This is a genomic window from Noviherbaspirillum pedocola (genome assembly GCF_016632335.1).
GTDB classification, from domain to species: Bacteria; Pseudomonadota; Gammaproteobacteria; order Burkholderiales; family Burkholderiaceae_D; genus Noviherbaspirillum_A; species Noviherbaspirillum_A pedocola.
The window spans coordinates 21,277-44,778 of sequence record NZ_JAEPBG010000014.1 but is presented as its reverse complement, the minus strand read 5'-3'; the positions used below and the strand labels follow the sequence as shown (position 1 = coordinate 44,778).

General features: G+C 61.8%; 17 protein-coding genes and 2 tRNA genes. 16 read left to right on the top strand and 3 right to left on the bottom strand.

Annotated features, from left to right (window positions below; translation table 11 throughout):
- Positions 1-258: 258 nt before the first annotated feature.
- The 9 genes from glgC (at position 259) to JJB74_RS24120 (ending at position 13,135) form a co-directional block, all read left to right on the top strand.
- Positions 259-1,545 (top strand): glucose-1-phosphate adenylyltransferase, encoded by a 1,287-nt coding sequence (gene glgC, locus JJB74_RS24160; protein ID WP_234484807.1) that lies wholly within the window; start codon positions 259-261, stop codon positions 1,543-1,545.
- Positions 1,545-3,008 (top strand): glycogen synthase GlgA, encoded by a 1,464-nt coding sequence (glgA, locus tag JJB74_RS24155; protein WP_200596390.1) that lies wholly within the window; start codon positions 1,545-1,547, stop codon positions 3,006-3,008. Before glgC ends, glgA begins: the two co-directional genes overlap by 1 nt.
- Before the next feature lie 30 nt (positions 3,009-3,038).
- Positions 3,039-5,489, top strand: coding sequence for a glycogen/starch/alpha-glucan phosphorylase (locus tag JJB74_RS24150; protein ID WP_200596258.1), 2,451 nt, complete (start codon positions 3,039-3,041; stop codon positions 5,487-5,489).
- Between the two features lie 191 nt (positions 5,490-5,680).
- Positions 5,681-5,842, top strand: a complete 162-nt coding sequence (locus tag JJB74_RS24145) for a hypothetical protein (RefSeq protein ID WP_200596256.1) — start codon at positions 5,681-5,683, stop codon at positions 5,840-5,842.
- Positions 5,843-6,025: 183 nt separating this feature from the next.
- A complete protein-coding gene (gene pepN / locus JJB74_RS24140) occupies positions 6,026-8,695 on the top strand; it encodes an aminopeptidase N (RefSeq protein WP_200596254.1) in 2,670 nt (889 codons plus the stop codon).
- Between the two features lie 28 nt (positions 8,696-8,723).
- The gene (locus tag JJB74_RS24135) at positions 8,724-9,728 is read left to right on the top strand and encodes a class 1 fructose-bisphosphatase (RefSeq protein WP_200596252.1); all 1,005 of its coding nucleotides are present in this window, start codon (positions 8,724-8,726) and stop codon (positions 9,726-9,728) included.
- Between the two features lie 99 nt (positions 9,729-9,827).
- Positions 9,828-9,903, top strand: a tRNA-Thr gene (locus JJB74_RS24130).
- Positions 9,904-10,310: 407 nt separating this feature from the next.
- Positions 10,311-11,654, top strand: a complete 1,344-nt coding sequence (locus JJB74_RS24125) for a hypothetical protein (protein WP_200596250.1) — start codon at positions 10,311-10,313, stop codon at positions 11,652-11,654.
- Between the two features lie 173 nt (positions 11,655-11,827).
- Complete coding sequence (locus tag JJB74_RS24120; RefSeq protein ID WP_234484806.1) at positions 11,828-13,135, top strand: hypothetical protein; 1,308 nt, start codon at positions 11,828-11,830, stop codon at positions 13,133-13,135.
- Positions 13,136-13,346: 211 nt separating this feature from the next.
- Here the strand turns inward: JJB74_RS24120 and JJB74_RS24115 are convergent, their stop codons facing one another.
- Positions 13,347-15,524 (bottom strand): alpha/beta hydrolase domain-containing protein, encoded by a 2,178-nt coding sequence (locus JJB74_RS24115; RefSeq protein ID WP_200596247.1) that lies wholly within the window; start codon positions 15,522-15,524, stop codon positions 13,347-13,349.
- A 564-nt stretch (positions 15,525-16,088) separates the two neighbouring features.
- Here JJB74_RS24115 and JJB74_RS24110 point away from each other — a divergent pair.
- The 3 genes from JJB74_RS24110 to JJB74_RS24100 are packed head-to-tail and all read left to right on the top strand — an operon-like array spanning position 16,089 to position 18,118.
- Positions 16,089-16,727 carry a TonB-dependent receptor plug domain-containing protein gene (locus tag JJB74_RS24110; RefSeq protein ID WP_200596245.1) on the top strand — a complete coding sequence of 213 codons (639 nt, stop codon included), beginning with the start codon at positions 16,089-16,091 and terminating at the stop codon, positions 16,725-16,727.
- A gap of 39 nt (positions 16,728-16,766) precedes the next feature.
- A complete protein-coding gene (locus JJB74_RS24105) occupies positions 16,767-17,471 on the top strand; it encodes a TonB-dependent receptor plug domain-containing protein (protein ID WP_200596243.1) in 705 nt (234 codons plus the stop codon).
- Positions 17,426-18,118, top strand: a complete 693-nt coding sequence (locus JJB74_RS24100; protein WP_200596241.1) for a putative bifunctional diguanylate cyclase/phosphodiesterase — start codon at positions 17,426-17,428, stop codon at positions 18,116-18,118. The genes JJB74_RS24105 and JJB74_RS24100 overlap by 46 nt, the downstream gene beginning before the upstream one ends.
- A 490-nt stretch (positions 18,119-18,608) precedes the next feature.
- Here the strand turns inward: JJB74_RS24100 and JJB74_RS24095 are convergent, their stop codons facing one another.
- The gene (locus tag JJB74_RS24095) at positions 18,609-18,812 is read right to left on the bottom strand and encodes a hypothetical protein (protein WP_200596240.1); all 204 of its coding nucleotides are present in this window, start codon (positions 18,810-18,812) and stop codon (positions 18,609-18,611) included.
- A gap of 562 nt (positions 18,813-19,374) precedes the next feature.
- On the opposite strand from JJB74_RS24095, the gene JJB74_RS24090 reads away from it, so the two are divergent.
- From JJB74_RS24090 to JJB74_RS24080, 3 genes are all read left to right on the top strand, one after another.
- Positions 19,375-19,451, top strand: a tRNA-Arg gene (locus tag JJB74_RS24090).
- A 157-nt stretch (positions 19,452-19,608) separates the two neighbouring features.
- On the top strand, positions 19,609-21,342 hold the full coding sequence (locus JJB74_RS24085; protein WP_200596237.1) for a ClcB-like voltage-gated chloride channel protein: 1,734 nt from the start codon (positions 19,609-19,611) through the stop codon (positions 21,340-21,342).
- 102 nt (positions 21,343-21,444) lie between these two features.
- A complete protein-coding gene (locus tag JJB74_RS24080) occupies positions 21,445-22,347 on the top strand; it encodes a hypothetical protein (RefSeq protein ID WP_200596235.1) in 903 nt (300 codons plus the stop codon).
- 90 nt (positions 22,348-22,437) lie between these two features.
- Here JJB74_RS24080 and JJB74_RS24075 read toward each other — a convergent pair whose 3' ends face one another.
- A complete protein-coding gene (locus tag JJB74_RS24075; protein WP_200596234.1) occupies positions 22,438-22,722 on the bottom strand; it encodes an HU family DNA-binding protein in 285 nt (94 codons plus the stop codon).
- 206 nt (positions 22,723-22,928) lie between these two features.
- Between JJB74_RS24075 and JJB74_RS24070 the strand changes: the two genes are divergently transcribed.
- A complete protein-coding gene (locus JJB74_RS24070; protein WP_200596232.1) occupies positions 22,929-23,369 on the top strand; it encodes a CBS domain-containing protein in 441 nt (146 codons plus the stop codon).
- The last annotated feature ends 133 nt before the right edge of the window (positions 23,370-23,502 follow it).

Genomic DNA, 23,502 nt, shown 5'->3' with positions numbered 1-23,502 from the left:
TGCCTGGTGGAAGGGGAAGGACGCTTTACTTCATCGGAGGAAACAGCGTCAGCGCAAGCTTTGCGCGGATTCTAGCAGTCGGGTTTGATCCGGCGCGGCGCATGGGAACATTCGGGCCCGCCACTACTCGTATCGTCATGGCAAGCAACAACGGGCGAACTCCCTTTCCGGCGCCTGCTGCTGCGGGGTATGAATACCGGGCGAAGGCGGCGACGCCATCGCGGGCAAAACGGAAGACAACGGGCTATGAGACGATCCATGGACAAAATACTGCTATCCCGGCAATTGCCGAGGCGCACGATGGCGCTGGTGCTCGCTGGTGGCCGCGGCTCGCGGCTGGAAAGGTTGACGGACAAACGGGCCAAGCCCGCAGTGTATTTCGGCGGCAAGTTCCGCATCATCGACTTTGCGTTGTCGAACTGCCTGAACTCAGGCATACGGCGCATCGGCGTGGTCACGCAATACAAGTCGCATTCGCTCCTGCGCCACCTGCAGCGCGGCTGGAGCTTCTTGCGACCCGAAATGAACGAGTTTCTCGACCTGCTGCCGGCGCAGCAGCGGCTGAATGAAACGGACTGGTATCGCGGCACCGCCGACGCGGTCTACCAGAACCTCGACATCATCCGCGGCTACAACCCGGAATACATCGTGGTGCTGGCCGGCGACCATATCTACAAGATGGATTACTCGCTGATGCTGCTCGACCATGTCGAACGCGGCTCGGGCTGCACCGTGGGTTGCATCGAGGTGCCGCGCATGGAAGCGGTGGCGTTCGGCGTGATGGCAGTGGATGCCAAGCGCCGCGTCGTCGATTTCATCGAGAAGCCGCCGCAGCCGCCGGGCATGCCCGACAACCCGGACATCGCGCTGGCCTCGATGGGCATCTATGTCTTCAATGCCGATTACCTGTACCGGCTGCTGGAAGAAGACATCAACAATCCGAAGTCCAACCATGACTTTGGCAAGGACATCATTCCGCGCGTGGTGCGCGACGGCTCGGCCACGGCGCATCCGTTTTCCATGTCCAGCATTCCGCCGGCGCAATCGGCCGAGCATATTGCCTACTGGCGCGACGTCGGCACTGTGGACGCGTTCTGGTCGGCCAACCTGGATCTCACCGAGCCCAAGCCCGAGCTCGATATCTACGATCGTGAATGGCCGATCTGGACCAACCAGGAGCAATTGCCGCCGGCGAAATTCCTGCCCGATGAAAACGGCGTCAACGGCCGCGCGGTGAATGTGATGGTTTCGGGCGGCTGCATCGTGCATGGCTCCGACATCGACCGCGCCGTGCTGTTCTCCAGCGTGCAGGTGGAAACCGGCTGCACCATCCGCGAAGCGGTGATCCTGCCGCAGACCCGCATCGGCCGCGGCTGCCGGCTGACCAAGGTCGTCATCGACCGCGGCTGCGTGATTCCCGATGGCATGGTGGTGGGCGAGAATCCGCAGGAGGACAAGGACCGTTTCTTCCGCACCGAGAGCGGCGTGGTGCTGATCACCCCGGAGATGCTCAATACCCGGCCCATCGACACGCCAACGGCATGATGCGGGCGCTGCATGTCTGCGCGGAACTGTATCCGCTATTGAAGACCGGGGGCCTGGCGGATGTGACCGGCGCGCTGCCGGCGGCGCTGGCGCCGCTGGGCGTGGACTCGCGGGTGCTGTTGCCCGGCTTTCCGGCCATCCGCGCCGGCGTCGAAGATCAGCAGCCCGTTGCCGAAATCGGGCCGCGCTTCGGCACCGATGCGATCCGCCTGCTGCGCGGCCGGCTGCCGGGCAGCGGCATTCCGGCCTATGTGATCGATGCGCCGCAGCTCTACGACCGGCCGGGCAATCCGTATTCCGATGCCGGCAACCGTGCCTATGTCGACAACGATCGTCGCTTCGCGCTGCTTGGCTGGGTCGCGGCCTGGCTGGCCGACGGGCATGACGCCGACTGGCGGCCGCAGGTGGTGCATGGCCACGATTGGCATGCCGGCATGAGCATGGCCTATCTGAAGCAGCGCGAGCATCAGCGCGGCCGTCGTCTGGCTGGCACGCTGTTCACCGTGCATAACCTGGCCTACCAGGGCGTGTTCGACGGCGCGAGCTTTCCAATGCTGGGCCTGCCCGGCTATTTCTTCGATCTGTATGGCCTCGAGTATCACGGCCAGGTCTCGTTCATGAAAGCCGGGTTGTTCTATGCCGACAAGCTGTCCACGGTGAGCCCGACCTATGCGCGCGAGATCCAGCAGCCGGAGCAGGGCTGCGGCCTGGATGGTTTGCTGGCCTCGCGCGCGGGGGATCTGCACGGCATCCTGAACGGCGTCGACCCGGCGATATGGAGCCCGGCCACCGATACGTTGCTGCCCGCGAACTACGATGCCGACCACCTCGGCGGTAAGGCCGATTGCAAGCGCGCGCTGCAGCGTGAATTCGGCCTGCAGGAGCGCGAGGATGCGCTGCTGTTCACGGTGGTGAGCCGGCTCACCGAGCAGAAGGGCTTGCGGCTGGTGCTGGGCGGCTTGGAGGAAATGATCCGGCGTGGCGGCCAGCTCGCGCTGCTGGGCAGCGGCGACCCCGACATGGAAGCGGCATTTCGCGAAGCGGCCGCGCGCCAGCCCGATGCCATCGCGGTGCGCATCGGCTATGACGAAGCGCTGTCGCATCGCCTCATCGCCGGCGCCGACGTGATCCTCGTGCCCTCGCGTTTCGAGCCCTGCGGCCTGACCCAGCTCTACGGTCTGGCCTATGGCACGCTGCCGTTGGTGCATCGGGTCGGCGGCCTGGCGGATTCGGTGGTCGACAGCAGCCTGGAAAATCTGGCCGAGGATGCCGCCACCGGATTTGTCTTCGACCGTTTCGCGCAGGAAGCCTATGATGGCGCGTTGCGGCGCGCCTTCGCGCTGTTTTCGCGGCCCAATGACCGTTACCGGGTGCAGCGTTGCGCGATGCGTCAGCATTTCGACTGGAATGCCGCTGCCCGGCAATACCTGGACCTGTATCGACAGATCGCGGTGCCGGTATAGCACCCTGCCTCGACCCTACGAAAGACAACCATGGCACAACAAGACTTCGCCTATGACCGGCTCGCGCACGATGTGCACGACCTCATGCGTTCGATCTCCAACAAGCTGATCTACGCGGTCGGCAAGAACCCGGCCACCGCGCGCTCGCAGGACTGGCTGCATGCGGTCGAGCTCGCGGTGCGCGACCGCATGGTCGAAGGCTGGATGGCGACCAACCATGAAGCCGACCTCTCCGACGCCAAGCGGGTGTATTACCTGTCGATGGAATTCCTGGTCGGCCGCGCCTTCACCAATGCGCTGCTGGCGCTGGGCATCCATGACCAGGTGCGCGAAGCGCTGCGCGGCCTGGACGTGGACTTCGACTGGATCGTCGACAACGAGCCCGATGCGGCGCTGGGCAACGGCGGCCTGGGGCGCCTGGCCGCCTGCTTCCTCGATTCGATGGCCACGCTCGGTATCTGCGGCATGGGCTACGGCATCCGCTACGACTACGGCATGTTCCGCCAGCAGATCATCGACGGCGTGCAGGTGGAAAGCCCGGATTACTGGCTCACCGCCGGCAATCCATGGGAATTCCCACGGCCCGAGGTGCAGTACCGGGTGCGCTTCGGCGGGCGTATCGAGTACCAGGATGGCAGGCCGCGCTGGGTCGATGGCGAAGAAGTGCTGGCCATGGCCTACGACACCATCATCCCCGGCTATGCGACCAAGACCACCAACACGCTGAGGCTGTGGTCGGCCAAGGCCACGGCGGAGATGGACCTGTCGGCCTTCAATCGCGGCAATTACTTCGCCGCGGTGGAGGACAAGAACCATTCCGAGAATGTGTCGCGGGTGCTGTATCCCGATGATTCCACGCAGTCCGGGCGCGAGCTGCGGCTGCGCCAGGAATACTTCTTCGTCTCCGCCAGCATGCAGGACATGGTGCGGCGCCATCTGCAGAACGGCCATGGCCTGTCCTCGCTGCCCGAGCATGCGGCGGTGCATCTGAACGATACACACCCGGTGCTGGCAGTGCCCGAGCTGCTGCGCATCCTGATCGATGAGCATGGCATGCCATGGAATGAAGCCTGGCCGCTGGCGCAGCGGGTGTTTTCGTACACCAATCACACGCTGATGCACGAGGCGCTGGAAACCTGGCCGGTGGACATGCTGGGCCGGCTGCTGCCGCGCCACCTGAACCTGATCTTCGACATCAATGCCGACTTCCTCGGCGAAGTGAACAAGCGCTTCGGCGTGGACGTGGAGCTGATGCGCCGCATCTCGCTGATCGACGAGCATGGCGAGCGGCGCGTGCGCATGGCCTATGTCGCGGTGGTGGCCAGCCACAAGATCAACGGTGTGTCGCGGCTGCATTCCGAGCTGATGACGCAATCGATCTTCGCCGACTTCGCGCGCGTATTCCCGGAACGCTTCAACAACAAGACCAATGGCGTCACGCCGCGGCGCTGGGTGGCGCAGGCCAATCCAGCGCTGTCGGCATTGATCGATGCGCGCATCGGCCGCGACTGGCGCCGGCACCTGGAGATGCTGTCGCAATTGAAGCCGCTGGCCGGCGACGCCGCCTTCGCCGCCGAATTCCGCCATGCCAAGCGCAGCAACAAGCTGCGCCTGGCCGAGCGCATCCAGGCGCAGTTCGGCGTCATGCTGAACCCGGATTCGCTGTTCGACGTGCAGGTCAAGCGCATCCATGAATACAAGCGGCAGTTGCTGAACCTGCTGCAGGTGATTGCGCGCTACCACCGCATCCTCGCCGATCCGCAGGCCGACTGGGTGCCACGCACCGTGCTCTTTGCCGGCAAGGCCGCTTCGGCGTATCACAACGCCAAGCTGATCATCCGGCTGATCAATGACGTGGCCGCGAAGATCAACAACGATCCGCGCATCGGCGACCGGCTCAAGGTGGTGTTCATGCCGAACTACAGCGTGAGCCTGGCCGAGCTGATCATCCCGGCGGCGGACCTGTCCGAGCAGATTTCTACCGCCGGCACCGAGGCTTCCGGCACCGGCAACATGAAGCTGGCCCTGAACGGTGCGCTGACCATGGGCACGCTGGACGGCGCCAACATCGAGATCATGGAGCAGGTCGGCGAAGAGAACATCTTCATCTTCGGCCTGACCGCGCCGCAGGTGGCCGATTTGCGCGCGCACGGCTATGCGCCGCGGCAGCTGTATGAATCGAACCCCATGCTGCGCGAGGTGCTGGACGCGATCCGCGACGGCGCCTTCTCGCCGGGCGAGCCGGGGCGCTACCAGCAGATCTACGATCTGCTGGTGAACTTCGGCGACCACTACCTGCTGCTGGCCGACTTTGCCAGCTACGTGGAAAAGCAGGACGAGGTCGACGCGCTGTACCGGCAGCAGGATGAGTGGACGCGGCGCTCGATCCTGAACGTGGCCGGCATGGGCGTGTTCTCGTCGGATCGGACCATTGCAGAGTATGCGGAAGAGGTATGGCATGCGAAGCCCTTGAAGCTGTGATGGCGCGATGCACTCGATGCGGTTCGATGATGCGTAGGTTGGGCTGACAAGCCCAACATTGGGCGTCCACGGCCCGCGTGAATGTTGGGCTTGTCAGCCCAACCTACAAAATCTCGCCCGCTCCGGAACTTTCCCCCGCGCCTTGCGGGTCTACACATGGTCGATCCGACATCCATTGCAAGGAGGCCATCATGACTACCGAGAAGACCCGTCTGCAGAAGTCCAACACGCCGACCGAAGCTGAAAAGAAGGCGCATCAGAACAAGCAGAGCGGCCGGGAAGCCGCAAGCCATACCAAGGCTTCCACCAACAAGGGCGCAGGCGGCGGCGCCAAGCAGAAGCACAACGGCTGATGCCGCATCCGGCGCGCCGCAGGCAGGGCGCGCCGGTCTCGTCTTCGCGGCCAGCGCCAACTTACGGCCCGCTCCCCGATCCGCAGCACCCTGCACCACCGCAAACCCGCACTACAAATTCCCTGCGAGCGTGCAACGCATTGGTAAAATGTCCAGCCGCTCCAACCCTTCCGTCCTGACACCATGCGCACCGACACCACACTCGCCATCCGTCGCAGTGACTATACCGAGCCGAATTACCTGGTCGAAACCGTTGAACTCGGCTTCGATCTCGATCCCACTGATACCCGCGTCGCTGCGCGCCTGACGCTGCGCCACAATCCCGACGGCCGTGCGAACGACATCGTGCTGGTCGGCGATGACAGCCTGGAACTGGTGCAATTGCGCATGAATGGCAAGCCGCTGTCGCGCCGCGCCTACCGCCTGGCCGACAACGAGTTGCGCATCCCGAACGCGCCCGAGGAAGCGGTGCTCGAGATCGAGACCGCGCTCAAGCCGGAAGCCAATACGTCGCTGATGGGCCTGTACGTGTCCAACGGCAATTTCTTCACCCAGTGCGAAGCCGAGGGTTTCCGCAAGATCACCTTCTTCCCGGACCGCCCGGACGTGATGGCGAAGTACAAGGTGATGCTGCGCGCGAACCGCGAGCAATACCCGGTGCTGCTGTCCAACGGCAACCTGATCGAAGAAGGCGACCTCGGCGACGGCCGCCACTATGCGCTGTGGGAAGACCCGTTCCGTAAGCCTTCCTACCTGTTTGCGCTGGTGGCCGGCAAGCTGGTGTGCCAGGAAGAGCGCTGCGCTCTCGCCGACGGCCGCGAAGCGCTGCTGCAGGTCTGGGTGGAAGAAGGCAATCTCGACAAGACCCAGCATGCGATGGAATCACTGAAGAACAGCATCCGCTGGGATGAAGAACGCTTCGGCCTGGAGCTGGACCTGGATCGCTTCATGATCGTCGCCGTCGGCGACTTCAACATGGGCGCGATGGAAAACAAGGGCCTGAACATCTTCAACACCAAGTACGTGCTGGCCAATCCGCGCATCGCCACCGATTCCGATTACGCCAACATCGAAGCCGTGGTCGGCCATGAATACTTCCACAACTGGACCGGCAACCGCGTCACCTGCCGCGACTGGTTCCAGCTGTCGCTGAAGGAAGGCCTGACCGTGTTCCGCGACCAGGAATTCTCGGCCGACATGGTCGGCACCGACAGCGGCCGCGCGGTCAAGCGCATCGACGATGTGCGCGTGCTGCGCCAGGCGCAGTTCCCCGAAGATGCCGGCCCGATGGCCCACCCGGTGCGGCCGGACAGCTATCTCGAGATCAACAACTTTTACACGGTGACGATTTACGAGAAGGGCTCGGAAGTGGTGCGCATGTACCAGACGCTGCTGGGCCGCGAGGGTTTCCGCAAGGGCATGGACCTGTACTTCGAACGCCATGACGGCCAGGCCGTGACCTGCGACGACTTCCGCGCCGCGATGGCCGACGCCAATGGCCGCGACCTGACGCAGTTCGAGCGCTGGTACAGCCAGGCCGGCACGCCGCGCGTGCGCGCCGAGACCCGCTACGACGACGCTTCGCGCATCTATGAGATCACGCTGTCGCAATCCTGCCCGCCGACACCGGGGCAGAAGACCAAGCTGCCTTTCCATATCCCGGTGAAAATCGGCCTGCTTGATGCGCAGGGCCGCGATCTGCCGCTGGTGTTCGAGGGCGACCTGAGCGAAGCGCCGACCACCCGGGTGCTGGAGCTGACTGAAGCCAGCCAGACCTTCCGTTTCACCGGCATCTTCGGCGAGCCTGTGCCTTCGCTGCTGCGCGATTTTTCCGCGCCGGTGATCCTGGAATACGACTACAGCGACGACGACCTCGCCTTCCTGATGGCGCATGACAGCGACCCGTTCAACCGCTGGGAAGCCGGCCAGCGCCTGGCCACGCGCCATCTGCTGGCATTGACGCGCGCGGTGCAGGAATCGCGGCCACTCGAGGAAGCCGCGCCGGGCGTGGCCACCTTCATCGAAAGCCTGCGCGCCATCCTGAACGACACCACGCTCGATGCGGCTTTCCGCGAAGTCGCGCTCACGCTGCCTTCCGAAGGCGTGCTGGCCGAGGAGATGGATGTCATCGATCCGCAAGCCATCCACGCCGCGCGCCAGTATCTGCGGCGCATGCTGGCGCGCACGCTGCGCAACGACCTGGTCGCAGCCTGCAACCTCAACGCCACCACCGGCGCTTACAGCCCCGATGCGGCCTCGGCCGGCAAGCGTGGTTTGAAAAATGTCGCGCTGCTGTACCTGGCCGAGCTGGACGACACTGACAGCCATGCAATGACGCAGGCGCAATACGACCGCGCCGACAACATGACCGACCGCATCGCCGCCTTGATGGGCTTGGTCAACAGCAGCGCACCGGGCAAGGCCGATGCGCTGGAGCGCTTCTATACCGAGTTCGAAGGCGAAGCGCTGGTGATCGACAAGTGGTTCTCGCTGCAGGCCAGCGCTCGCACCACGCATGTGCCGGATGTGCGCAGGCTGATGAAGCACGAAGCCTTCAACCTGAAGAATCCGAACCGCGCGCGCAGCCTGATCTTCAGCTTCTGCAACGCCAACCCGGCGCGCTTCCATGCGCCCGACGGCAGCGGCTACGAGTACTGGGCCGAGCAGGTGATTGCGCTCAACGCCATCAATCCGCAGGTCGCCGCGCGCCTGGCGCGCACGATGGACCGCTGGCGCAAGTACGACCGCCTGCTGGCGCAGCTGATGAAGAAGGCGCTGCAACGCGTGGCCGAGGCGCCGAAGCTGTCCAAGGACGTGCTCGAAGTCGTGACCAAGGCGCTCGCCGATAACTGATCCGAATTTCTCAACAGGAAAGACCACAATGAAACGCATCAGCCTTACCCAGCACCTGATCGAAGAACAGCGGCTGCACAACAACATCCCCGCCGAACTGCGCCTCCTGATCGAGGTCGTCGCACGCGCCTGCAAGACCATCAGCCACGCGGTCGGCAAGGGCGCGCTGGGTGAAGTGCTCGGCAGCGCCGACAGCGAGAACGTGCAGGGCGAAGTGCAGAAGAAGCTGGACATCATCTCGAATGACATCCTGCTGCAGGCCAATGAATGGGGCGGCCACCTGGCGGCAATGGCGTCCGAGGAAATGGAAACCATCCATCCGATCCCGAACCGCTACCCGATGGGCGAATACCTGCTGCTGTTCGATCCGCTCGATGGTTCGTCCAACATCGATGTGAACGTATCGATCGGCACGATCTTCTCGGTGCTGAAGGCGCCGGCGGGCATGAGCGCGCCGAACGAGCAGGCCTTCCTGCAGCCGGGCAGCCAGCAAGTTGCCGCCGGCTACGCGGTGTACGGCCCGCAGACCGTGCTGGTGCTCACCACCGGCAATGGCGTGCAATCGTTCACGCTGGACCGCGAGATGGGTTCCTGGGTGATGACGCAGCGCGAGGCCAAGATCCCGGAGGACACGAAGGAATACGCGATCAATGCCTCGAACGCGCGCCACTGGTTCGCGCCGGTCCAGCGCTATGTCGACGAAATGAACGCCGGCAAGACCGGCCCGCGCGCCAAGGATTTCAACATGCGCTGGATCGCCTCGATGGTGGCCGACGTGCACCGCATCCTGACCCGCGGCGGTATCTTCATGTACCCGGCCGACGCGCGCGACCCGGACAAGCCGGGCAAGCTGCGCCTGATGTATGAAGCCAATCCGATGGCCTTCATCGTCGAGCAGGCCGGCGGCGCGGCTACGAACGGCAAGGAGCGGATTCTCGATATCCAGCCGACCAGCCTGCATCAGCGCGTGGCGGTGTTCCTGGGGTCGAAGAATGAAGTGGACCTGGTGACGGGGTATCACAACGAAGCCTGATCGCTTCTTGTCCCCTGACCGCCTGTCGCCGGTGCTTGTCGCCCGTCAACAGATAAGGCTGGCAGGACGCGCAGATTTCTTGTTAGAATACGCGCCTTCGCTGATGTAGCTCAGTTGGTAGAGCAACTGATTCGTAATCAGTAGGTCGGAGGTTCGATTCCTCTCATCAGCACCAGTAGATTTAAACATTTAGCCCAACCCGCAAGGTTGGGCTTTTTGTTTCTTGGTCCTCTTCATTCAAGTGTGCCCGCTGTGTATGTTTGAGGCGCTCTTCATTGCGCACCAGTCGTCGAAGCCACGCCGTCCAGCCAAAGCCTTGTTCGACGACTCAGCGGCGCTTCAGCAATACAAAACCGCGTTTGGCTTGCGTACATCTGACTACCAGCAGCTCAATTCCATGCCTGGCTTGGCAAGTCGTCGCCGGTATCGCTTTGGTCGACGAGCGCGACCTCGATAAGCTCCTCATTTATACGCTGAAGCGTAAGCAAAATTCCAATAGCGTTAGTTGCAGATGCAAAGGCCCGCTATGCGTTTCCGTAACGTTTTTGTAGAATCCAGGAAATTAATTACAAAAATGAGAACATGAATAAAGGGAGCTGGCGCTTTGGCGCCTGGATCGTTGTGCTTGCGCTGAGTGCATGCGGGGCGCCGAAATACACGATCGACGATGGCAGGAAAGTCAACGAGGAGCTTCTACGCAACATACGTACCTATGGCGCTGCTGAGACGGCGCTGCGACCGGCCATTCAGCGCAGTGCGCAGCTCAAGGATCCTGGTTGCGACAAGCAGTGGGAATTGCCGATATCTGTTGCTTCCAGCGCCGCTTATGAAGAGAACGACCGCGTGGCATGGGTGCGCGGGCTGGGAGTGGATGAGCGCCTTACCGTGATCGCGGCCGTTCCCGGCTCCGGCTTTGCCCCCGGCGACAAGCTTGAAGCTATCGATGGCTATAGCAGGCGCGATGCCGCGAAGATGAGCGCTTATCTCACCGAAAAACGGGATGACGGCAAGCCCTTTCCCGTTACGCTGGCTGGAGGCAGGACAGTCCCGCTCCAGCCCTTCCAGGTATGTCGTGGCCATGTGTTTCTTGCGGTACCCAATGCGCCGAAGCTGCAGGATTATCACTGGTTGATGAGTGTGCATCCTCTGGAAACCGTTCAGGAGCCGCCTACGGAGGACGAAGCGCTGTGGATGGTGTTGTGGACGCAGGGCCTGTCCGAAGAAGGCGGCGCGCGCATGAAGCTTTACCACTACGGCACCAAGATAGCCGGCAAGGTCTACAGCCTCGCGACGCTGGTCAGCGGCGTGAAGGGCGTAGCGATGGCGGCTGAGACCGCGGTCAAAGCGGCGCAGACAGCCGCGGCCAACGCAATCAGTGACGCGCTGCGCAAAAAGCTCATGGACGAGGCCGCTGAGATCGCGCGCAACCAGGTCCGCGACCAGCTCAGTGTCGTCGTCCGGCATGTCAGCCAGCAGCAGGCGATGACGACGATGGAGATCGCGGCTGCCAATCGCGGTGCGCTTTCCGGCGTGGCATGGATTGCCGGCACAACGTTTGACCAGGCCGATGCCTGGGCTTTCCAGCGAATGATTGCGCTGAACGCCGATCCGCTTGCGGCTTTCACGCTGCATCAGAAGCTGATTGATCTGAGCCTCCCGGCCAATGCCTTCGTGTTTGACAAGGAGCGCCTGGCGGCAGTGTCAAGGCTGGCAGAGGCGCAGGGCAAGGGTGAAGACGCGGTCGCGATACTTAACGGTGTGCGTCCCGATACGCTGCAGCTCAATGTTGCCGCCATGCCGCTGGCATCGGCCGGCGATTCCCTCGGCATCTTCGGCGCCGATGCCGAGGCTGCGCCGAGGCCGCAAATTTTTGGCTTTGTCGACGCGCTGCTCGACATGCCGCTCGAATCTGCGTCGACCAACTAAGCCATCTTCCAATCAATCATCACAAGGAAAGCAGCATGAGGATCTCCGTGACCGTTGCGCCAGCTGCGCTTGTTGCAGCGCTGCTTTGCAGCGTATCCGCTCAGACGCAAGCGGAAGACGCGCAAGTTTCCGCAGCCGCGGTGAGTGCACCAGCGTATTCTCAGAAGGCTTGCATGCAGGCTACGGACAAGGCTTCCAGCCTGGATCTGAAGGCAGCCACTGCGCAGGCTGAACACAAAGAGTTGCAGGAGGTCGCCGGGTTGTACCAGCAGGCCGCTTCAGCATGGGGCCTGGCCGTGGACAACTGCGAAGGTCGCGCACAGGAACGCGCCAAGCGCAATCTCGCCGACTCGGAAAAGGTATTGGCTTCGGTGTCGGAGCTGCAGGGTAGCGGACCGCAATGCGAGTCAACCCAGAAGGATGCCGCGGCCCTGAACGGGCTGGCGAGGCAGGCTGCGGATGACAAGCGCTATGCGGATGCATCGGTGCTGTATCGCAAGGCGGCTGACATGTGGGACATCGCGAGCGAGCGCTGTTCTGGCAGTCAGCAGAAGCTTGCAGCCAACCGGCGCGCCCAGAGCGAGACCGATGCCTACAATGCTGAATACTGCGTACCGGTATATGAGCAGGCGCGCGAACAGACACAGCGACTGAAATCGATGTCGTCCGGCTTGTCCGCGGCAGAGAAGAAGGAATTGTCGAGTAAAACGGAAATCGCCTGGCGCGAGGCGGGTGCGAAATGCAGGGGCGCAGCTGTGGACATTGCGCTCAACAATGCGCAGGCGCTCGCAAAGGAACGCGGCACGCCGCTACCGCCAGGATCGTACGTGCCGACCGCGCCGGCAAAAGCGGCTGTCACCGCTACGCCGGTGCAGCTTGCTGCCCAGCCAGCACCGATTTCGCAGCCGCCAAAGGAAGTGGACGCCAGCGCAGGCGATACCCGCTTCACCGGTAAGTTCACGCTGGACCCGGACGGCAAGACCTATTCGGGAATTGGCCGCGTTTCCTGGACTAATGGTGACGTCTATGAAGGGAGCCTGGCACGTGGGCACCGCGAAGGCCGCGGCAAGTTCACCTGGCCCAGCGGCCAAGTCTATGACGGCGAGTGGCGCGGCGATGCGCCGAACGGGCAAGGCGTGATGAAGTTTGCCAATGGCAACCGCTATGAGGGGACCATCGTGAATGGCGTTCCGAACGGCAGCGGCAAGATGGAATATGCCAACGGCGATTCCTATTCCGGCGACATGATCGATGGCGTGCCCAGCGGCCGCGGCACCTTCTTCTGGAAGAGCGGTGACCGGTACAGCGGGCAGTGGAAGGCCGGGCTGAAGGAAGGCAATGGCACCTTCAGCTGGAGCAACGGCGACCGCTGGGAAGGCGTCTACCGCAATGACCAGCAGACCGATGCTGGTAAGCTGATCCGCCGCAGCGAGCAGGCGCCAGAAGTGGCCACGCGAACCACCACCCGGTCAACGCAGTAAGCCTGCCAACGAGTATCCGCCATGATGGTTAGAGCGGTTCGGCGCAATAGAGCTAAGTGAAGGTGAATCGCCGCCAACCGATTCGTCATCAGTAAATCAGCGATTCGATTCCTTTCATCAGCACCATGGGATGTAAAAAGCCCAGCTCGCAGAGCTGGGCTTTTTGTTTGACCACCGCCGGCATTCGGCCACGCCAGCGGCATCAACTTCCTTACCAGGTATAGTTGCCGTAAGTCGGACTCCCCACCACGTTAATCGGCTTAGCCGCATTGGCGATATACGCATCCACATCCGCCTGCAGCAGCAACCGCTGCGCCTTCAGCGCATTCGCCGCCGCCGTCCGCGCCGCAACCAGACCGTTATGGTCCCCATACCGCTCGGTCAATGAAGGCCGCGTATCGCCTATCGTCGTGCGTGCCGCTGCAGTCGGTGCAAGCACGATCGACGACCCGGTCGACTCGCACCCATCCGTGCCATCCGCCTTGCCGCCAAAGTTGGCCGAACGCAGATTCCAGCCCGTATTGGTCGCCGTCGGCGCGACCATTTCCGGCGGGCGGATGCCCGCAACGTCATTGCCATCCGTATCCACCTTGGACACGAAGTTCGGGTAGTACTTGCCGGTCGGCTGCGGCGGATACACATCCAGGATGCCGTTGTTGGCCCGGGTGCCGAAGTTGAACAGGTTGCGCACCGTCACTAAACCGGAATACAGCGCGTTCGGTATCGTCGGCCAGCCCAGGTCGGCTTGCGGCACGGTGCCGATGCCGATAGGCGAGTACGGGCCTGTGGTGGCGAAGGCGGCGGTTTTCGCGGTGGCGCTGGGCACGGCGCTAGGCGGCGGCGGAGTGCCGTCTACCCATTGGTCGAGGTCGACGAACAGCGCGCGCAGCACCGGGTTCGGGTCGACGCCGCTGCCGAACTGGGTGCATGTCGTCGGCGCGGCGGTCGTGGTCGACGCATTGCCGTGCTGGCTGCCGGCGATGTAGTAGTTGCGCACATTGGTCGGCTCAGCCACGTCGGCGCCGGTGGCCGGGTCGGTGGTCAGGAGCGAGCCGGCCTTGACCCAGTATTCATTGCCGGAAATGACGTTCATCACCATCGGGCAGGTGCCGGTGGCGCTGCAGCGCACGTTGCGGCCGTCGGTCTTGCCGGTGAGCGGGTCGGTGGTGGTGGTGTACGAGAACGGGAACAGGGCCTCCGCATTCAGGTGATTCTGGCGGTTGCGTTCGGTGCGGCCGTTCTGGGCGAAGCGGACATTCATGCCAAGGCCATTGCCGCCGCCGATCCAGTTGAATACGCCGTCGAACACCTTCTTGCCGTTGGTGTCCTGGTTGAAGCCAAGCCAGACGAAGTCGTTCATGAAACGCGCCGGCTGCGATAGCGACCAGGACAGCGCGCGGTCGAGCTTGCCAGCCAGCGGGTTGGCAGTGCCAACACTGTCAGCCTGCGCATTACGCAGGAAGGACACGAAATCGCGTTGCGCGGCAAAGCCGATGCCGGCGACATACGGGTCGATCGCGGTATAAGTCAGCTCGTAGATCCAGCTCTGCTGGAACGCCGCATTGCCGGCTAAGGCGATGGTGTTCGGGCCGGTCCAGGACCAGTCGGTCGATGGCACGTCGACCGGGGTGTCGGTCAGGTAATGGCGCCTGGTCAGCTTGGCCTTCGTGGTGTCGGTGCTGGCGGTCTTGTAATAGGTGGTGAAGCTGGTGGTGGTGGCATTGTCGATGACAATGTATTCGTAGCTCGGCCCGGTAATCGAGGAGCCATCTGCATTCTTCGCGACCGGCAGCGTGATTTTCAGCGTGTCCGGATTGGTGTCGGCCGAGACTTCGCCATCCCAGCCGGCCCAGGCCATGGTGTAACCCTGGTTCATCAGGAAGCCGGTGCCGGCATCGGCGGCGGTGGTCGGGTTGTTGCCGCCGGCGGATTGGTTGAACGAGCCGAATACCTTGCTGCCGCGGTTATTGACTTCAAAGAACAGCTTGCGATTGCCCTTGCTGGCATCGACTGGCGTCAGGATATAGAAGTCCATCGAATATTCGACCAGGCCCTGGGCATTGCGCGGCGCCAGCGCGATGTCGGTAATGACCGCGTTTTTCGGATCGCTCGGATCGAGCGTGCCGGTGGCGGTGCCACGGATCTTGCGATAAGCGCCGACCGTGCCGAAAGTCTTGCCGCCGAAGGTTACGTCTTCACTGGTGGTGGAATTGATCGTGATCTTCGTAATGCCGGATTTGCTGGCTTGGGCTTGCTGCTGCGTGGCTGGGGGATTGGTGGCGGTGCTGCTGGGCGGGGTGCTGTCGTCATCGCCGCCGCAACCGGCGAGCAGGGAAAGGGGCACGAATGCGGCCACGGCAAGGCCGCGCCGCGAGGGACGCAGTTTCATGTTTTTGTCTCCTTAAATTGTCGGTTTTATTTTTATTGTCGGCTCAGTATGTGCTTCGGCAGGAAGTGCGACAAGCGAAAAGCCTTGTTAATTTGTAACGTAAATAATCGGGGAAATGGAGTGGATTTACAGAAATAACGAAGCGTACTTCTGTGGGATATAGCGATCTCTCCATCGCTGAATTAAAGACTGCGGATGCAATGGACTTAACGCGCGGCGCGGAATGATGCGTATCCAGGGAGACGGGTGAGCTTGTGCCCATTCCGTGCCCGACGACGCCGCTTCAGGGATTTGCTCGGTAATGTCGGAGCGATGGGCGCCCTGGCAGGCGTTTTTTGTGAGCGTGGCCGTGCATTTCGCTCGGGCCCGACATAAGACCGCTTCCGAGCACTTCTGAACGCGCGTTGCTCCCTAAAGTTTGGCGGTAACTATCCGTTATTCGTGAGAGATGATTTGCTGTAAGTGTGCCCGGGCTATCAATACACACCTTGGAAAACGCAATTGTTGAATCGATCTACCCAGTCACTGGCAGCCTGGGCAGTTGCATCCACATGGAAGTGGACGGTGGCAGCCGCCGCCCTGTCGCTGGCACCTGTTGCCGCGCGGGCGGATGCCCAGAGCGTAAGCAGCTTGGCAGACCTGCCAATGGAGCAGTTGCTGACGATGGAAGTCTATAGCGCCTCCAAGTTTGCTCAGAGTCTGAGCGAGGCGCCGACGGTGGCCAGCGTCATCACGGCCGAGGACATCCGCAATTTCGGCTGGCGCACGCTGGGCGAGGCGCTTGCCAGCGTGCGTGGGCTGTATGTGACTAGCGACCACAACTACGATTACCTCGGCGCCCGGGGCTTCCTGCGTCCGGGCGACTACAACACCCGCTTCCTGTTGCTTATCGACGGCTACCGCGTCAATGACGCGGTGTATGACCAGGCGCCCATCGGCAGCGATTTTCCGCTTGATCTCAAACTGGTGGAGCGCATCGAGTATGTGCCTGGCGCCGGTTCTGTCATGTATGGCTCGAATGCCTTTTTTGGCGTCATCAACGTGATTACCAAGTCCGGGCGCAGCCTGGCAGGCACGCGCGCCGGCATAGACATCGGCACTTTTGGTGAGCGCCGCGCCCGTGCCAGTTATGGTTGGGAGACCGCGTCGAAGCAGCGTTTCACGCTTGCCGTGTCCGATAGTCAAGTGCGTGGCCGGGACTAGTACTATCGCGAGTTCGACCAGCCCGGAAACAATCATGGCGTGGCCACCGGCCTCGATTACGATCGCGCGAAGAAACTGATGTTCAAGGCGGAGGCCGGCGACCTAACGCTGACGGCCCTGTATGCCAGCCGCGACAAAGGTATTCCGACCGCGTCATTCGGGCAGGTATTCAATGATTCGCGTTCACATACAGTGGATCTGCAGACGGCGTTGAAGCTGGATTATCAGACCGCGCTGGATAGCCGCACGACCGCGTCCTTCAGTGCCTACCTGGGCCGGCATGACTATGAAGGCACCTATGTCTACGATGCGCCGCTCGGCGAAAACACGGATGGCTCCCGCGCCCGCTGGTGGGGAGGCGAGGCGAAGCTAGTCAGTACGGCGATTGCCCGGCACAAGCTTGTCACCGGGCTGGAATACCAACTGGACTATCAGATCAGGCAGTACAACTACTACCCCGATCCGCTGCAGGTGACGCTGGACGACCGGCGCCATCGCTACCGGGTCGGAGTCTACCTGCAGGACGAGATCACCCTGCGCGACGACCTGTTGCTGACAGGGGGTTTGCGCTACGACGCACTGAGCACGGTTCAAGCCAACGTCAGCCCTCGCCTGGCGCTGATCTACAAGGCGACCGAAGCGACCACCGTGAAGGCCATCAGCCGCAATGCAGTCTCGCCACGGGTCGGGTCACTGGCATGGAAGCACTACTACGCTGGTCCAGCGCGGAACTGGGAACGGTAAGCCCGGCGGAATTCATCCCTGTCGCTGAGCAATGCGGACTGATCCAGGAAATCGGCCTCTGGGTGCTGCGCACTGCCTGCGCACAGATGGCGCAATGGAGCCGCAAGGGTTTCGGACAGCTCACCGTTTCAGTGAATCTCTCGACGCGCCAGATGCACAACGGCGATCTGCTGCGCGACGTGCTGCACATACTCGACAGCACAGGGCTGCCACCGGCACGGCTTGAGCTGGAAATCACGGAATCCCTGCTAATGGAAAAAGTCGAGGAAAACGTCGTTCTTCTCAAAACGCTGCGCGCCTGCGGCATACAGCTCGCCATTGACGACTTCGGCACCGGCTATTCCTCGTTTGCCTATTTGAAGCGTCTTCCCATCGACCGGATCAAGATCGATCGCAGCTTCATTCAGGACATCGGACGTGACGGGGAAAATGGCGCCATCGTCACAGCCATCATTTCCATGGCGCACGAGCTCGACATGCAAGTCGTTGCCGAAGGGGTGGAAGCCGAGGCGCAAAGGCAGTTCCTGCTGCGCGCGCAATGCGACATCATCCAGGGTTACCATTTGGCCCGCCCTATGCCTGCCGATACGGCAGAAGCCTCCCTTCAATCTTTCTTGCCTGTTTCAGCCGCTGGGCTTCAGGACTGATCCTGCATGAATAGGGGTTGGGGACGCGCTTGAACCTTAGTCCTTCTGCTGTACCGTCAAGCCGGTCTCATCCGATGCAATGAAGGCTATCAAGGCTGACTTTTTGCTGCTTGGCGCGCGTTTCTGCAATGCCTGGTTACCCATTTCCCTGGTATGCAGGAATGTCGGGGGGAGGGCGAGCGCATGAACGGCTTAGCAATAATGCGCGTGGCTTGGCAAGCTTGCGCAAATGTCGAAGCTATCGAGACGCCTGGCAAGCGGTGTTTTCCAATTTCCTCAAGCCATCAGAGACTGCACCATATAATTCAAAAAAGAAATTTGCATTTATCCAATTCATTTTAGATAATTCACCCGACTTTTTTGCCCTGGTAGGTAAATAGTCATTTCAAACCCGCGTGTCGTAAGGCATGCGGGTTTTTCTTTTCCGGTTTCATGTCGTTTTCAAAAACCACATGAAACGTATGAAATACGCTTCCTATTAATGCATGTGTTATGCAAGGGTGTTCTTATTTACATTCGCATTGCCATCGCCTATTTTGCTGAACTCAGATGCAATGTCTTTTATCCCGCGTACCGAAAGGAAGGCGGGAATTTTTTTGTCTGATGCAAACGACACCGTAGGATTTTCATAGCGAAAGACGGCACTGTCACCGCGTGCCTGCGGCATGAGAGGATTTCTGATGCTGTCATCCACACCATTCATCGGACAAATAACAGCTATCTCGAATCAGAATTTTCTTTGCAGCGGCGAAATCACTATAGTTGCACCTGTCTCCTCCACCCTCCCAAGGATGGATTAACCCGCTCCCCGTGAGCGGGTTTTTTTTCGCCCGGATTTGCCGCGTGCCGATATTGCTGTTGACGACGATCGCTATTTCAGCGAAATGCAACGACTGTCTTTTCGGATGTAACGAGTTGCAAGAATGCTTGGCCGCGTTCCGGCTCGACAGTATTCTTGCGCCTGTCTCCTCCACCCTCCCAAAGGATGGATTCACCCGCTCCCCGTGAGCGGGTTTTTTTTGCCCGCGAAAACGCACGTGGATTGGCTGACAGCGTGAGGGAATGCATGCTCCTCCCGTCCGTTCGCAGAAAAGTTCACATCGGCATTGCCGCTCCAGAAAACCGGTGTTAGAATTGCGGCCTCCAAACGCGCAAGGGAACAGCGGCGCGAAGGAAACAGTCAAACGAACAGCGCAACATGCAACAACGCGCGGTTCTCAAAGACAAGCCGTCATCAAGACGGTGTGCTTCACCAAGCGGCTGTAGCTCAGCTGGATAGAGTACTTGGCTACGAACCAAGGGGTCGTGGGTTCGATTCCTGCCAGCCGCACCAATTCAAGGGTCAGATCGAAAGGTCTGACCCTTTTTCTTTGCCCTCGCGCATTTTTTCCGCTTGGTAGGCGCAGCGCATCAAGCCGCTGTGTATGGAATTCCGCTACAGTCGCGCAACGAGCTTTCATGTTCGACGTCGCCCATAGCCGCACAACTCCATGCCACTTCTCCGATCGGCTGTTCTCGCTTCATGGCAACGCTTCCGCCGTCAGGTCGGCACACATGCGACGCTGCTTTGGGCTGCCGCGATCGGTGTGATCGGCGCCTTCGCCACGATCGCCTTTCGTGAAGGCATCGCCTCGCTGCAATGGCTGCTGACTGGCAGTCAGGCAACGCTGGTCGATACCGCGCGCGCCCTGGCCCCGCCGATGCGCCTGCTGCTGCCTGCCGCGGGCGGTGTCGTTGCTGGTCTGCTGCTGGAGTGGAGCCGCCGCATCGATACCGGCAAGCGTCCCTCGGATTACATGGAAGCGATTGTCATCGGTGATGGTCGCATCCCGCTGCGCCAGTCTTTGCTGCGCAGCCTGTCATCGATCGTCACCATCGCCACCGGCGGCTCGATCGGCCGTGAAGGCTCGATGATTCAACTTGCTGCGCTGTCGGCATCCCTGGCCGGACGCGGCTTGCGCTTCGATGCGGCACGGTTGCGCCTCCTGGTGGCCTGTGGCGCCGCGGCCGGCATTACCTCGGCCTACAACGCGCCCATTGCCGGCGCGGTGTTCATCACAGAAATCGTGCTCGGCTCCATTGCCATGGCCAGCTTCGGCCCGGTATTGGTGGCATCGGTTACCGCAAACATCGTGATGCGCGAATTCGCCGGATACCGGCCGCCGTATGAGATGCCAGCGTTCCCGGCGGTAGATGGCGCGCAGGTGCTGCTGTTCGTGCTGCTCGGCATCCTGGCCGGCATGCTGGCGCCGCGCTTTCTGCAGTTGCTGGATGCGAGCCGCCGGCAGTTTCGCCGGCTGCCCTTGTCGCTGCCGCTGCGCATGGGCATCGGCGGCCTGATCGTCGGCGCGATCTCGGTGGCCATGCCCGAGGTCTGGGGCAATGGCTATGAGGTGGTGAACGACATCCTGCACCACGACTGGCCGTGGACGCTGCTCATCGCAGCGCTGCTGCTGAAGATCGCTGCCACTGCCGCCACCGCCGGTTCGGGCGCGGTAGGCGGCGTGTTCACGCCAACCCTCTTTGTCGGCGCCATGGTTGGCAGTCTGTTCGGGCATGCCGCGGTGGCGATATGGCCGGCGGCATCGCCGGCGCCGTTCGCCTATGCGATCGTCGGCATGGGCGCCTTCCTGGCAGCCGCGGCGAATGCGCCCTTGATGGCGATCCTGATGATCTTCGAGATGACGCTGTCCTACCAGGTAATGCTGCCGCTGATTCTCGGCTGCGTGGTGGCGTATTTCGTGGCCATGGCCAGCGGCGAGCAATCGATGTATGAAATCACCTTGCGCCGCAACCGCACCGAGCAGGAACGGCTGCGGCTGAAGACGATTTCGGTGGAAGAACTGATCCGCCCGACCGCCACCGTAGCCGGCCTGAATGCCAGCGTGGCCGAGCTGACTGCGCTGTTCATGGAACATCCTGTGAAGTACATCTATATCGTCGACGATCTTCAGCGCTATCGTGGTGTGGTGGCGCTGAAGGACATCACGTCCGGCCTGCTGGATACGCCGGATGCGCAGCGCCGGCCGGCTTGGGAGTTCCTGCAGCACCATCTGCAGCCGCTCACGCCGGACATGCTCCTCGATGCAGCGCTTGAGCAATTTCTGATGCACCAGGGCGAAAGATTGCCCGCGGTGAAATCAATGGACGACCCGGTGCTGCTGGGCGCAGTGACCAAGACCTCGCTGCTGGATGCCTATGCCCGCCTCTCGGGCGCAGCGTAGGCGGCGCGGAGCAGGCCATGTGCGCCGCCGAACCGACGCATCTGGCGCAAGCGGCGAGCATGGCGCACAGAAACCGTGCAAGAACCAGACAGGAATGCCGACATGACTTCTCTATCCCATGCCAATCTGCGCCGCCTGCTCTTCGCAGCGGTCTTCGCAGCGAGCTGCCTGATGGCAGCAATGCCCTCGTGGGCACGCAGCGGCGGCTCGGCCGAAGCGCTGCGCGCCGCCTATACCGACATGCAGACGCAGTTCGCCAACAACCAGTTCGGCCAGCCGCTGGTGCTGGAATCCTCCGAGGAGCCGGGAAGGCTGCAGGGCGACGCCTATGCGCTGATGGACTATCCGATCGCCAAGGTCGAAGGCGCGCTCAACACGCAGCAGCAATGGTGCGAGATGCTGATCCTGCATCTGAACACCAAGTATTGCCGCGCCGCGCAGGTCGGCGGCGCGCCGGGGTTGACGGTGTACATCGGCAGCAAGAATCCGGAACCCCTGGAGCGCTCGTATCGGGTCGACTTCGCCTGGCAGGTCGCGGCAATGAAGCCGGAATACTTCAACATCCGCTTGGCGGCCGACAAGGGCCCGCTGGGCACCAGCGATTACCGCATCGCCGTCGAAGCCACTTCGGTGCCGGGCAACCGTACGCTGCTGCATCTCACGTATTCCTATCAGTACGGCACGATGGGCAGCCTGGCGATGAAGACCTATCTCGGCACCAAGGGCGCGGACAAGGTCGGCTTCACCGTCCTCAGCAACGACAATGGCAAGCCGGTCTATATCGATGGCGTGCGCGGCGTGGTCGAGCGCAACACGATGCGCTATTACCTTGCCATCGACAGCTATCTGAAGACCGTGGACACGCCGGAAGGCCAGCGCCAGGAAAAGCGGCTGCTGTCGTGGTTCAGTGCCACCGAGCGCCATCCGCGGCAGTTGCACGAGGTGGACAGGGACGATTATCTGCAGATGAAGCGCGAGGAGATCCGGCGTCAGAACAGCCAGTAGCGCAGGGAAGCGGGAAGAACGAGGACTACGGAAAAACGAAGCGGCAGCGGAATCTTACGGTCCCGCTGCCGCGCATTGCGTGTGATGGCTTCAGACCTTGGCCTTGGCTGCAACTTCCTTCAGCGCCGGTGCCGCCTTGAAACGGGTCACCTTGGAAGCCTTGATCTTCAGCGTTGCGCCGGTGGCGGGATTGCGGCCGGTGCGGGCGGCGCGCTTGGAAACCGTGAAGGTGCCGAGGTTGGGGATGGAGCAGCGGCCTTCCTTCTTCAGGTCGGTGTGGATGATGCCGATGACGGTGTCCAGCACGCGGCTTGCTTCCGCCTTGGTCAATTCATGGGTTGCGGCGATGTGATCGACCATTTCCGATTTTTTCATTGACTTGCCTATGAGATATAAAAAAGGGGATTGAATTTTAGCGCCAATCCCTTGCCGCATTGGACATATCTGAGAAGTTTTTCTCTCTGCATCAGCGCGGGCGTTGCAAGTTTGCTGATGCGAGCCAATATCCCGCCAAAAAACAGCGGCCCGCGCCGCGCGCGCGGCCCCTATACTGCGGCTATGTCGGTGCTACAGGAGCTCAGATGAATACCGTCGCAGGTCTGTTGCAAGCCAAGGGCAATCCCCGGGTGCAGTCGATTGCCCCGGACGACACGGTGCTGGAAGCGATACGGCGCATGGCCGAAAGCAATATCGGCGCGCTGGTGGTGATGCGCGATGGCGCTGTCACCGGCATGGTCACCGAGCGCGACTATGCGCGCAAGGTCATCCTGATGGGACGATCAAGCGAGCATGCCACGGTGCGCGACATCATGACCACCGAGGTGCTGTACGTCGGCCCGCACCAGACCAGCGAGCAATGCATGGCGCTGATGACGGAAAACCGGGTGCGCCATCTGCCGGTAATGGAAGGAAGCCGGCTCATCGGCCTGATCTCGATGGGCGACCTGGTGAAGGACATCATCTCCGACCAGCGCTTCACCATCACGCAGCTCGAGCACTACATCAGCGGCGAGCGTGCCTGAATCTTTCTCATCCTTTCGCGAGTTGTCCGAATCGGGCTCGCGCCCCGGCGCGGTTTGACAGCGCGGCCGCAGCTCCATAAGGTGGCCCGAGCGCGCCTGCCGCATGGGCAGGCCGCGCATTCCGATGGAGGCG